Annotated in this window: 11 protein-coding genes; 2 read left to right on the forward strand and 9 right to left on the reverse strand. The window is 75.0% G+C overall.

Annotated elements, in window-relative coordinates:
• The 3 genes from ACRYR2_RS21870 to ACRYR2_RS21880 are packed head-to-tail and all read right to left on the reverse strand — an operon-like array spanning position 1 to position 3,175.
• A complete protein-coding gene (locus tag ACRYR2_RS21870; protein ID WP_432565005.1) occupies positions 1-729 on the reverse strand; it encodes a DUF4191 domain-containing protein in 729 nt (242 codons plus the stop codon).
• 35 nt (positions 730-764) lie between these two features.
• Positions 765-1,778 carry a lipoyl synthase gene (gene lipA / locus ACRYR2_RS21875; protein ID WP_432565006.1) on the reverse strand — a complete coding sequence of 338 codons (1,014 nt, stop codon included), beginning with the start codon at positions 1,776-1,778 and terminating at the stop codon, positions 765-767.
• Between the two features lie 20 nt (positions 1,779-1,798).
• Positions 1,799-3,175: a serine hydrolase domain-containing protein gene (locus ACRYR2_RS21880; RefSeq protein WP_432565007.1), complete on the reverse strand. Its 1,377-nt coding sequence runs from the start codon at positions 3,173-3,175 to the stop codon at positions 1,799-1,801.
• A 50-nt stretch (positions 3,176-3,225) separates the two neighbouring features.
• Here ACRYR2_RS21880 and ACRYR2_RS21885 point away from each other — a divergent pair, with 50 nt between their 5' ends.
• Positions 3,226-4,152 (forward strand): LLM class F420-dependent oxidoreductase, encoded by a 927-nt coding sequence (locus tag ACRYR2_RS21885; RefSeq protein ID WP_432565008.1) that lies wholly within the window; start codon positions 3,226-3,228, stop codon positions 4,150-4,152.
• A gap of 52 nt (positions 4,153-4,204) precedes the next feature.
• On the opposite strand, the gene lipB is transcribed toward ACRYR2_RS21885, so the two are convergent.
• The 4 genes from lipB to ACRYR2_RS21905 form a co-directional block, all read right to left on the reverse strand.
• On the reverse strand, positions 4,205-4,861 hold the full coding sequence (gene lipB / locus ACRYR2_RS21890) for a lipoyl(octanoyl) transferase LipB (protein WP_432565015.1): 657 nt from the start codon (positions 4,859-4,861) through the stop codon (positions 4,205-4,207).
• Between the two features lie 95 nt (positions 4,862-4,956).
• The gene (locus ACRYR2_RS21895) at positions 4,957-5,454 is read right to left on the reverse strand and encodes a hypothetical protein (protein ID WP_432565009.1); all 498 of its coding nucleotides are present in this window, start codon (positions 5,452-5,454) and stop codon (positions 4,957-4,959) included.
• A gap of 181 nt (positions 5,455-5,635) precedes the next feature.
• Positions 5,636-6,376 carry a Type 1 glutamine amidotransferase-like domain-containing protein gene (locus ACRYR2_RS21900; protein WP_432565010.1) on the reverse strand — a complete coding sequence of 247 codons (741 nt, stop codon included), beginning with the start codon at positions 6,374-6,376 and terminating at the stop codon, positions 5,636-5,638.
• The gene (locus tag ACRYR2_RS21905; RefSeq protein WP_432565011.1) at positions 6,366-7,715 is read right to left on the reverse strand and encodes an NAD(P)/FAD-dependent oxidoreductase; all 1,350 of its coding nucleotides are present in this window, start codon (positions 7,713-7,715) and stop codon (positions 6,366-6,368) included. Before ACRYR2_RS21905 ends, ACRYR2_RS21900 begins: the two co-directional genes overlap by 11 nt.
• A gap of 67 nt (positions 7,716-7,782) precedes the next feature.
• On the opposite strand from ACRYR2_RS21905, the gene ACRYR2_RS21910 reads away from it, so the two are divergent.
• A complete protein-coding gene (locus tag ACRYR2_RS21910; RefSeq protein WP_432565012.1) occupies positions 7,783-9,549 on the forward strand; it encodes a protein kinase domain-containing protein in 1,767 nt (588 codons plus the stop codon).
• Positions 9,550-9,577: 28 nt separating this feature from the next.
• Here ACRYR2_RS21910 and ACRYR2_RS21915 read toward each other — a convergent pair whose 3' ends face one another.
• Complete coding sequence (locus tag ACRYR2_RS21915; protein ID WP_432565013.1) at positions 9,578-10,468, reverse strand: TIGR01777 family oxidoreductase; 891 nt, start codon at positions 10,466-10,468, stop codon at positions 9,578-9,580.
• Positions 10,469-10,543: 75 nt separating this feature from the next.
• Positions 10,544-11,875, reverse strand: a 1,332-nt coding sequence (sucB, locus tag ACRYR2_RS21920; protein ID WP_432565014.1) for a 2-oxoglutarate dehydrogenase, E2 component, dihydrolipoamide succinyltransferase, incomplete at its 5' end; no start/stop codon positions are given.

Below are 11,875 nucleotides of genomic sequence, written 5' to 3' on the forward strand. Positions count from 1 at the left end.
TCAGCGGCCGCGCATGGCCCGACGGTCGGGGCGGGCGCGCATCGGGTCGATGCCCTGCGGGACCGGCGGGCGGATGCCGCCGAGGGCGCGGATGCGCTTGTGCACCGCGGCGACCTCGGCCTTGGTCAGCTGCGGCTTGAGCTTCTGCACGCGGGAGGCGAGCTTGCGCAGCGGGACCTCGTTCTCCGACCCGCCGTCGCCGACGGTGAACACGTGCACGGGCACGTTCGGGGCGACGCGGGCGACCTTGCGACGCTCGGCCTCGAGCAGCTTGCGCACCCGGGTGGGCGGACCGTCACCGACCAGGACGATCCCGCCCCGGCCGATGCCGCGGAAGACCATGTCCTGGGTGCGGGCCTCGGCCGCGACCGGCTCCTGCTCGATGGTCCAGCCGCGGCGGATCGAGGACAGCGCCGCGCCGGCGGCGCCCTTCTGGCCCTCGAGGTTCATGTACGCGGCGCGCTCGGCGCGGCGGCCGAGCAGGAACATCCCGGCCAGCACACCGACCAGCACGCCCAGGATCGTGAAGTAGATCGGGTGGTCGACGAGCAGACCGACGACCAGACCGAGCACGATCGGGCCGACGAGGGCCAGCAGCAGCCACCACTTGGCCGACGGGTCGACCCGCACGGTCATGTCGTAGACCTGCTTCAGCTGGCGCGTGCGCTTCCACCGCTGCTTCTTCGGCTTCGGCGCCGCTGTCGCGCCGGCCTTCTCCCGTCGTGCCATGGGCCAAGGATAGGCCCGCACAGGCTCCCGCCGGTTCAGCGGGCGAGCAGGCTGGAGGCCTCCTGCGCGGCGGGGGACTCCTTGTCCAGGTGGGCCAGCTGCTCGGGGATCGCCACGCCGCGGTGACGCATGGCCTGCGCCCACAACCGGCCCGCGCGGTAGGAGGAGCGGACCAGCGGCCCGGCCATGACCCCGGCGAAGCCGATCTCCTCGGCGGCGGTGGAGAAGTCGACGAAGGCTTCGGGCTTCACCCACCGTTCCACGGGGTGGTGGCGCGGGGTCGGCCGCAGGTACTGGGTGATCGTGATGATGTCGCAGCCGGCGTCGTGCAGGTCCTGCAGCGCGGCCAGGACCTCCTCGTCGGTCTCGCCCATGCCCAGGATGAGGTTGGACTTGGTGACCAGCCCGGCGTCACGGCCCTGGCGGATCACGTCCAGCGACCGTTCGTAGCGGAAGGCCGGGCGGATCGACTTGAAGATGCGCGGAACGGTCTCGACGTTGTGCGCGAAGACCTCCGGCGCGGCGTCGAAGACCTGCTGCAGCAGCTCGGGGCGGCCGTTGAAGTCCGGGACGAGGATCTCCACACCCGTGTGGAAGTCGCCGTCCGAGTTGAGCGCGTGGGTCTGCCGGATCGTCTCGGCGTACAGCCAGGCGCCGCCGTCGGCGAGGTCGTCACGCGCGACGCCGGTGATGGTGGCGTAGCGCAGCCCCATGGTGCGGATGCTCTCGGCGACCCGGCGCGGTTCGTCCCGGTCCAGCGGCGAGGGCTTGCCGGTGTCGATCTGGCAGAAGTCGCAGCGGCGGGTGCACTCCGAGCCGCCGATGAGGAAGGTGGCCTCGCGGTCCTCCCAGCACTCGTAGATGTTGGGGCAGCCCGCCTCCTCGCACACGGTGTGCAGTCCGCCGGACTTCACCAGGCCCTTGAGCTCGGTGTAGTCCGGTCCGGTGCGGGCCTTGGTGCGGATCCACGACGGCTTCCGCTCGATCGGCGTCTCGGCGTTGCGCGCCTCGATGCGCAGCATCCGCCGTCCCTCGGGTGCGATCGTCACGCGGCCAGCCTACGTGGCACTCAGCCCCGCGTCGTCCACCCCTGGGGGTCCACTCCGCCGGGGACGTCGGCGTCGGGGTCGTAGGGGGTGCGGGTCAGCCGGAAGCTGGCCAGGTCCAGGTGCGAGACCGCACCGGCGGCGTCGCGCACCGGGCGCAGCAGCTCGCCCGCGTAGTAGTTGTCCAGCCCGCGCCACAGGTCCTCGCCGGCCCGCACGAACCGCGAGGCGCGGCCGCGGCCGTTCAGGCCGGCCAGGTCGAACCCCTCGGCGGTGGCGCGGACGAGCAGGGGGGCCGGCCCCCAGTACCAGGGGCCGACGAGTTCGAGGACGTCGGCGGGCACCTCGCGCGGCACCCAGGGACGCGGGGCGTGCGGTTCGGCGTCGGTGAACGTGGACAGCAGCCGGGTGGGCAGGTCGCCGAACCCGGTGGTGGAGTTGGTCAGGGCGACGACCCCGTCGCCGGTCTCGACGTCCACGCGCAGCATCGCGACGAACCCGGGCATCGAGCCGGAGTGCCCGGCGAACCGGCGGCCACCGGCGTTCCACAGCTGCAGACCCAGCCCGTAGCCGGCGCTCCAGGCCGCGCCGCGGGCGTCGTCGACGCTCTGCGGTTCCCACATCGCCTCGACGCTGCTGCGCTGCAGCACGTCCGACGTGCCCGCGACGACGGCGGCCCAGCGGGCCAGGTCCGCCACCGTCGACCAGACCTGCCCGGCCGGGGCCATCGCGCCGGCGTCGTGCTCCGGTTCGGGCAGCACCACGTCGGCCCACGGGTGGACGGCCAGACCACGGGCGGCGGGGGCCTGCGGGCGCATCGAGGTGCGGCCCATGCCGAGGGGTTCGAGGAACTGGCTGCGCACCACCTCGCGCCAGTCGCTGCCGCGCAGCCGGCCGACCAGTTCGCCCAGGACGCCGTACCCGACGTTGGAGTAGTGGAAGCGCTGACCCGGCCGGTGCCGCACCGCGCTCTCACCCAGCAGCGGGCGCAGCGAGTCCCAGTCCCCGCCGGGGGTGCGTTCCCACCAGGGGCCGTCGGTCTCGGCCTGCACGCCGCCGGCCTGGCCGAGCAGCTGGGCGACCGTGACCCGGCCGACGCCGTCCTCGAGTTCGGTCAGGTAGCGGCCGACGGGATCGGCGAGGTCGACCAGCCCGTCCTCGGCGGCCCTGAGCACGGCCGCCGCGACGAAGGTCTTGGAGATCGAGCCGACGCGGTACTGCGCGTCCTGGGCCGCGGTGCCGTCGTCCAGGCCCGTCGTGCCGCACCCCCCGCTCCACACCAGCTGACCGTCGCGCACCAGGCCGGCCGCCACGGAGGGCAGGCGGGCGCTGGACTGCTCGGCGGCCAGCAGGTGCTCGAGGCGGCGGACGGTGCTGGGCAGCAGAGGCGTGGTGCTCACGTTCCGACCCTGCCAGAGGAGGCCGGGTGCTGACGCGGCAGGATCGGGGTGTGGATCTGCGCATCTTCACCGAGCCCCAGCAGGGCGCCAGCTACGAGACGTTGCGGAAGGTGGCCGTCACCGCCGAACAGGCCGGCTTCTCGGCGTTCTTCCGCTCCGACCACTACCTGACGATGGGCGGGGACGGACTGCCCGGCCCGACCGACGCGTGGACGACGCTCGCCGCGCTCGCCCGCGACACGACCTCCATCCGGCTGGGCACCCTGGTGACCTCGGCGACCTTCCGCCACCCCGGCGTGCTGGCGATCCAGGTCGCCCAGGTCGACGAGATGTCCGGCGGCCGCGTCGAGTTCGGTCTGGGCACCGGCTGGTACGAGGAGGAGCACACCGCCTACGGCATCCCGTTCCCGCCGATGGCCGAGCGCTTCGACCGCTTCGAGGAGCAGCTCGCCGTCATCACGGGCCTGTGGGAGACGCCGGCGGGGAAGCGGTTCGACCACAGCGGCAAGCACTACACGCTGGTCGACTCCCCGGCGCTGCCCAAGCCGGTGCAGACGCCCGTGCCGGTCGTCGTCGGCGGGTCGGGCAAGAAGCGCGGGGCGGCGATCGCGGCCCGGTACGCGCACGAGTTCAACGCGCCGTTCGCCTCGGCCGAGGACACCGCGGGAGCCTTCGGCCGGGTTCGTGAGGCGTGCTCGGCGCTGGGCCGGGATCCGCGGTCGCTGACGTACTCCTCGGCGCTGGTGCTGTGCGCCGGCCGGGACGAGGCCGAGGTCACCCGCCGCGCCGCGGCGATCGGCCGGGAGGCGGAGGAGCTGCGGCGCAACGGGATCGCCGGGACCGTCCCGGAGGTCGTCGACGCGATCGGGCGCTACCGCGAGGCCGGGGTCGAGCGTCTCTACCTGCAGGTGCTGGACCTGTCCGACCTCGAGCACCTCGAGCTCGTCGCCGCCGAGGTGGCGCCCCAGCTGTCCTGAGGGGCGTCCGGAACCTGCCCCACCCGGCGCCGTGGGACCGGCGCGGGTGGGGTCAGCCGGGCAGGTCCGCGGCGGGCAGGAGGTCGGCGACGACGTCGGCGGCGTCGGTCACGGAGACCCGGCGGCCCGCGCGGGCGCTCAGCGACGTCGCGCCGGCGTCGGGCAGGCCGCAGGGGACGATGTGGCTGAAACCCCGCAGGTCGGTGTCGCAGTTCAGCGCGAAACCGTGCATGGTGACGCCCTTCGCGACCCGCACACCGATCGCGGCGAGCTTGTTCTCGGCCCGCCATCCCGGTCGCAGGGGTTCGTCGGCGGTCCACACCCCGGTCCGCTCGGGAACCCGGTACCCCTGCACCCCGAACCGTGCGGCGACGGCGACGAGCAGGTCCTCCAACCGCCGCACGTACCCGACGACGTCGAGCGGGGCGCGCAGCCGCACCAGCGGGTACCCGACGAGCTGCCCCGGGCCGTGCCAGGTGATCCGGCCACCGCGGTCGACGTCCACCACCGGGGTGCCGTCGTCGGGACGTTCCCAGGAGTTCGTGCGCCGGCCGGCGGTGTAGACCGGCGCGTGCTCCAGCAGCAGCACGGTGTCGGGGGCCGCGCCCGCGACGACCTCGGCGTGCCGGCGGCGCTGCAGTTCCCAGGCCTCGTGGTAGTCGACCAGGGTGGTCCCCAGGCCCACGCGCTCGACCACCAGTTCGCGCACCTGCGTCACGCCGTCAGGGTACGTCGTGCCCCGGCGGGAACCGGCGGCAACCGGTGGGAACCGGCCGCCGGGAACCGGATCCCGGCCCGTCGACGTCAGGTGCTCGTGCCGTCGTCCGTCGTGGCGCCGGTACCACCCGCGGAAGCATCCGTGTCACCCGAGGTGCCGCCCTGCTGGCCCGACTGCCCACCGGAGCCGCCGCCCAGGCCGGGCGGCGTGCCGGGCTGACCCGAGAACCCGTCCGGTCCCGGGAACTGCCCGTCGGTGCCCGGGACGAGTTGCCCGGTCTGACCGGTGGCGGTCCCGGCGTCCGCGGTGGCGTGCCCGACGGCGTACCCGCCCACCCCGCCACCGAGCAGCAGCACCACGCCGGCCCCGGCCAGGGCGAAGGGCACCCACCGCTTGCGGCGGCGGCCGTCCGCCACCGGCGGCTGCACCGCCGGAGCCTGCGCCCAGTACTGCTGGGTCCAGGCGGCCTGCGGGGAAGCCGGCCGTCCGGCCGCCGGACCACCGGCGAAACCCGTGGGGCCGGAGGCCACGACGGTTCCCTCGAGGGGCTGGTCGGGTTCCTGGGTGGGGGAGTTGCGGTTCATCGGACGTCCTCCTCGCAAGTGCTGACCACCGCACTGTCGGCCCTCCCACCGCACGCGGCCCCTGACGCAGCTGTGGCCGACCTGTGCGTTCTGCGGAAGGACCGTCGGGCAGCGCGGCGAGGCTCCGGTGGGACCACGGCTGTGCGGGCCCGGCGAGGAGGGCGTTCCCCTCCGGTGGGCGTCAGAGGCGGCGGGGTTCGATGCGGGTCTCGACGACGTCCCCGCCCGGGCGGTCGCCGTCGCGGTGCACCACGTAGGCGCCTTTGCCGGCCACCTCGGTGACGGCCTCGACGAGTTCGGTGTCCTGGTAGACCAGGCCGACCCCGTCGTCGCTGCAGTGCGTCTCGGGCAGCACCCCGGAGCCGACGAGTTCGTGCACCAGCGGCCGACGGCGTTCCTCGGAGTCGTAGTGCACGCCGTTGCCGTACGGCAGCAGGCCGAGTCCGTTCGTCACCGGACGCAGGTCCAGGCCGAAGGAATCGGTGGTGCCACCGGTGAACCAGCAGATCGAACCCGCGCTCACGCCGCCGAGCACGACGCCGGCCTCCCACGCGGCGCGGAACGCCTCGTCCAGGTGGTGGACGCGCCAGACCGCGAGCAGGTTCGCCACCGAACCGCCGCCGACCCACACGACGTCGGACTCCAGCAGGGTACGGGCCGGGTCGTCCACGCTCGGCATCGGGAACAGGTCCAGCACGGTCGTGCGGAAACCCGCCCGCTCACCGGCGGCGTGGACCTCCGCGGCCCACGACCGCTGGTCCCCGCCGGCCGTGCCCAGGTAGGTGATGCGCGGGCTGCGGCCCGCCGGAACCCGGGCGAGTTCCACGGCCAGGTGGGCCGTGCCGGCCCAGTCGAGGCCGCCGCGCTCGCGCCGGGTCCAGCCGCCGGAGGTGGCGACGATGGTGGGACGTTCAGCTGGCACGTTTGAACCCGTTGCGCCCGAACGCCTTGCCCAGCACGGCGTCGGCGGCGCGGCGGCCGGAGACCAGGGCGCCCTGCAGCGAGGAGTTCTCCCGGTGGTCACCGGCGAGGAAGACCCCGTCGCCGGCGTCGACGGACTTCGGGCCCTCGAACGGCGGGGCCACGACGGGCAGGGCGTGCGGGATTGAGTGCGCGGCCACGCGGACCCACCCGGCGGTGTCCACGCCGTACACCCGGGCCAGCTGCTCGCGGACCCGGCGGTCGACGTCGGTGCCGGTGTCGGTCCCGAGCAGCTGGGCGCTGACCAGCGAACCCGGCCCACCGGGGACGTAGCCGGGCGCGACCGCGGAGATGACGGCCGAGTTCACGACCGGACCGGAACGGTCACCGTCCAGGTGCAGCAGCTTGGCCCGCGAGGAGGGGGCCGGCGAGGTCGTCGTGCTGTACCAGATCGTCGAGATCGCGTGGGCGTCCGGCGCCTTCACCCCCGGCACCAGGTGGGCCGCGGTGTGCGCGTCGGTCGCCACGACGATCGCCTCGCAGTTCACACCGCCCGCGACGGTCTCCACCACCAGCGACCGCGGCGCGAAACCGATGTGCCGCACCTTCGTGCCCGTGACCACGCTGCGCGCCGGCAGGGACGCGGCGAGCTGGTCGGGAACGGCCTGCATGCCGCGGGCGGGCAGCCCGGGGGTGCCGCGCAGGAAACTGCGCACCAGCAGGTCCACGAACCGGCGCGACGTCGTGCCGTCGACCTCGCCGAGGACGCCGGCCAGGAACGGTTCGACGACCGACCAGCGCAGTTCACCGTGCACCTCGGCCGCGTCCAGGGCGTCCGACCAGCCCGAGTCCGGGCCCTTGAGGTCCCCGGCGGAGGTCGTCCTGAGCGCCCAGCGGGCGACGGCCGCCTTCTCCCGGGCCGACCCGAGCGGGAACCGCAGGGCCTCCAGCACCGCCGTCGGGTGCCGGCGCGGGTCGCGCAGCGCGCTCACCCGGCCGCCCCGGTGCACCGCCAGGCCCGCGTCGAAGGGCTGCAGGTCCAGGGCCTCGAGGTCGAGGACCTTGGCGACCTCGGGGTAGGCGGGGTTCAGCAGCTGGAAACCACGGTCGACGCGGAACCCCCCGACCGTCTCGGACCGCACGCGCCCGCCGACGGTGTCCGCGGCCTCCACGACGAGGACGTCGACGCCGGCCGCGCTGAGGTGCTTGGCGGCGGCCAGGCCGGCCACCCCGGCGCCGACCACGACGACCTCGGCCGCCGATCGCAAGGCCGACGCGTGCGGGGACTCCGCTCCGTGCGGGGTGGGCGAGGTGTCATCGGGAGTGTTGCCAACGGTCACCCCCTGAGCGTATCGACCCTGTGGACAACGAGCGCGGCAGCTCCCGCCGTTGCGTCACCCTGTGCTGGTGACGACCATCGATCCGATCACCGGCCCCGTCCCCGGGCTCTCCGGGGCCGCCGGGGCCGCCGGGGTGCCGAGCCCGCTGCGGCAGTGGCGGCGCGCCACGCTGTCCGCGCTGGGCGACGACCCGCGCCGTCGCCCGCCGGTCGTGGACGGGTACGAGGTCGGCCGGCTGCTGGGGTCCGGTGGGTCCAGCGTGGTGTGGGCCGGCACCGGGGTCGACGGGGTCGAGCGCGCGCTGAAGGTGCTCGCCCCCGACGCCACGACCGACCTGCTGGCCGAGCTGTCGATGCTGCGCCGGGTCCGGCACCCGCGCGTGGTGGCGGTGCACGACATCTCCCGGGACACCTCCGGCGATCCCGACGGCCGGCCCGTCCTGGTCCTGGACCTGGCCGCGGGCGGCTCGCTGGCGGGTCTGCTGGCCCAGCGCCGGCGGCTGTCCGCCGGGGAGGTCTCCGGGCTGCTGGCCGTCCTGGGCCCGGCGCTGGAGGACCTGCACGCCGCCGGTGTCGTGCACGGGGACATCGCCCCGGGCAACGTGCTGCTCGACGCCCGCGGCGAGCCGCTGCTGGCCGACCTGGGCGTGGCCCGCGCCCTCGGCCGCTCGCACGGCAGCGTCCTGGGCACCCCCGGGTTCGCCGACCCGGCCGCGCTGGCCGGGGCCGGGGTGAGCGCCGCCTCGGACGTCTACGGGCTGGCGGCGCTGGCCTGGTACGCGCTGACCGGCGCACCGCCCACGGCCGCCGGGGTGCTGGGGGCCCGCGTCGAGCACCGCCGGGCCGTCAGCGACCTGTCCGCCGGCAACGGCGCCCCGGTCCTGACCGCGCTGCGGGAAGGCCTGCACCGCAGGCCGTCCCGGCGCCCCACCCCGGGCGAGCTGGCCGCGGCGGTGGGCGCGGCCGCCCGGCCTCGCCCGGTCCGCGGGCTGCACCTTCCCGCCGGCAGGCCCTCGCCGCACGGATCCCCGGCAGCCGAGGTGCCCCCACCACCGGGGGCGACCCGCCAGCTGTCCGCGGCTGCCACGACGGCTGCCACGACGGGTTCGCGGCAGGGGGCTCAGGAGGTGGCGGTCGCGCCGCCACCGGCGAGCGCCCGAGCTTCGGCGCCTGCCGAGCGCTCGCGCCGCCGGCCGGCCGGCGCGCGGGGTCCGGTGCGGCCGACCCCCGCGCCGCGGCGCCTCCCACGACTCCTCCTCGCGGTCGGAGCACTGCCGGTGCTCGCGGCGGTGGCCGTCGTCCTGGCGCTGCGCGCGGCCGGCGATCCGGCACCGGCACCGGCGCAGGCCGCGCCCGTCGCCGCACCGGTCGCCGCACCGGCACCGGAGGGAACCGGCGAGCCCGCTCCCGCCGAGCCGGCCCCCGCCGAGCCGGCCGGGGCTCAGGTGCTGCGCGGCGAGGACCCGCTCGCGGTGGTCACCGAACTGGCCGACCGCCGCGCCCGGGCCCTGTCGGCCGGCCAGGGCGGGGCGCTCGACCTCGTCGACGTGGCCGGCTCGGCCGCCCGCGCCGCGGACGAGGCGGTGCTGGCCGACCTCGCCGCGGCCGGGTCGTCGTTCGAGGCGCTGGCCTTCCACGTCGGCGCGGTGCGCGAACTCGAACGCACGGACTCGGACGGTGGGCGCTGGGTCCTCGAGGCCGACGTCGTGACCGCCGAGCACGTCGTCGTCTCGGCGGCGGGGACCCGCACGACCGTCCCCGCGGGCGAGCCGAGGACGTCGCGGCTGACGCTGCAGCGCGTGGCGGGGGAGTGGCGGATCAGCGCCGTCGGCTGACTGGCCGCCCTGCGCCGCCGGCAGCGGGTCAGGCCGTGGCGAGCCACTTCGCGATGGCGGTGACGTCGGGGTGGCGGAACTGGAAACCGGCGTCCTCGAGCACCCGGGGGACCACCCGCTGGCTGCCCAACGGTTGCCCGGCGAACTCCCCGAGGGCGACTTTCAGGGCGACCCCGGGAACCCGCAGCCTCGCCGGCCGGTGCAGGGCCTCGCCGAGCGCCGCCGTCACGGCCAGGTTCGTGGCGGGTTCGCGGCACACGAGGTTCACCGGGCCCGAGACGGGACGGGTGAGCAGGAACTCCAGGGCGGCGAGTTCGTCGGGCATCGAGATGAGGCTCCACCACTGCCGGCCGCTGCCCAGCGAACCGCCCAGGCCCAGGCGGAACAACGGCATCAACTGCCCGAGGGCCCCGCCGGTGGGGTTGGCCAGCAACCCGGTGCGGGCCAGGGCGACCCGGATCCCGCCGGCCGCCGCGGGGGCGGTCGCGGCCTCCCAGTCCTGCACGACCCCGGCGAGGAAGTCGGTCCCCCACGGGGAGTCCTCGGTCAGGACGGTGTCACCGCCGTCGCCGTAGGCGCCGATGGCCGAGGCGTTGACGAGCACCTCGGGGCGTTCGTCGAGGGCGAGCAGCGCGGCGACCAGGGTGCTGGTCGTCTCGGTGCGCGAGCGGGTGATGACGTCCTTGTAGGCGTCGTTCCAGCGCCGGTCGCCCACCCCGGCGCCGGAGAGGTTGACGGCCGCGTCCAGGCGCCCGAGCCGTTCGGGGTCGAGGGAACCCGTGCTGGGGTCCCAGCTGATCTCGTGGGGTTCACGTTCGGAGCGGCGGACGAGGACGAGCACCTCGTGGCCGGCGCCGCGCAGGTGCGCGACGAGGTGCCGGCCGATGAGACCGCTGGCTCCGCTGACGACGATGCGCATCGAAACTCCCAAGCTGGTTGCGGAAGCGGAACAGCCCCGCTCCCAAGGGGAACGGGGCTGCTCCGACGGGCCCGGTCAGAGGCCGAGTTCACCCTCGAACTCGCCGGCCTCGATGCGCTTCTTGACGGTCTGCAGGAAGCGCGCGGCGTCGGCGCCGTCGACGATCTGGTGGTCGTAGGACAGCGCCAGGTACATCATCGAGCGGATCGCGATGGTCTCCTGGCCGTCGACCACCAGGACGACGGGCCGCTTGACGATCGCACCGGTGCCGAGGATGGCCACCTGCGGCGCGTTGAGGATTGGGGTGTCGAACAGGGCCCCGATGCTGCCGGTGTTGGTGATGGTGAAGGTGCCGCCGGACAGGTCGTCCGGGGTGATCTTGCTGGCCCGGGTGCGCGCCGCGAGGTCGGCGATCTTGCGGGCCAGGCCACCGAGGTTGAGGTCACCGGCGTCCTTGATCACCGGGGTGATCAGACCCTTGGGGGTGTCGACGGCCATCGAGATGTTCTCGCTGCCGTGGTAGACGATGTTCTCGCCGTCGATGCTGGCGTTGAGCGAGGGGTGCTGCTTGAGCGCCTCGACCGTGGCCTTCACGAAGAACGGCAGGAACGTCAGCTTCGCACCCTCGGTGGCGGCGAAGTTGTCCTTCGCCCGCGCCCGCAGCTGCGCGATCCTCGTGACGTCGACCTCGATGACGGTGGTCAGCTGCGCGGAGTTCTGCAGCGACTCCTTCATCCGCTGGGCGATGACCTTGCGCAGCCGCGACATCTTCTCGGTGGTCCCGCGCTTGGGCGAGACCTCCACCGTCGGGGACGGCTTGGCGGCGGGCTCCTCCGCGGCGGCGGGCGCCGGGGCGGCCTGCTGGGCGGCGGCGGCCTTGGCCTGGTCCGCGGCCTCCTGCACGTCCTGCTTGCGGATGCGGCCGCCGACGCCGGTGCCGGTGACCGACGACAGGTCCACGCCGAGGTCCTTGGCCAGCTTGCGGACCAGCGGGGTGACGTAGGTGCTGCCACCGGTCGCCTCGGGCTGCGCCGGGGCCGGCTGGGCCGGGGCCGGCTGGGCGGGAGCCGGGGCCTGGGTGGCCTGCTGCGCGGGGGCGGTGGCCGGCTCGGCCTGGGAGCCCGCCGACGGCTGGGTCGCGGACTCGGCCTGGGACCGGGCGGCCTCGCGCTCGGCCACCTCGTCGGCGAGGGACTCCTCGGCCGGTGCGGAGGCCTGCGCCGGCGGGGCCGACTGCTGGGTGGGAGCGGACTGCTCGGAGGCGTCGCCGATGCGGGCCAGGTCGGCGCCGACCTCGGCGGTCTCGTCCTCGGGGACGAGGATCTCCAGCAGGGTGCCGGCGATCGGGGAGGGGATCTCGGTGTCGACCTTGTCGGTGGACACCTCCAGCAGGGGCTCGTCCACCTC

The sequence above is a fragment of the Kineococcus deserti genome (genome assembly GCF_050871945.1).
Classification (GTDB): Bacteria; Actinomycetota; Actinomycetes; order Actinomycetales; family Kineococcaceae; genus Kineococcus.

What these genes read in the sequence shown, in the direction of transcription:
- ACRYR2_RS21915 (WP_432565013.1), bottom strand. Translation starts at nt 10,468, where the DNA reads ATGCGCATCGTCGTCAGCGGAGCCAGCGGTCTCATCGGCCGGCACCTC.
- ACRYR2_RS21870 (WP_432565005.1), bottom strand. Translation starts at nt 729, where the DNA reads ATGGCACGACGGGAGAAGGCCGGCGCGACAGCGGCGCCGAAGCCGAAG.
- ACRYR2_RS21895 (WP_432565009.1), bottom strand. Translation starts at nt 5,454, where the DNA reads ATGAACCGCAACTCCCCCACCCAGGAACCCGACCAGCCCCTCGAGGGA.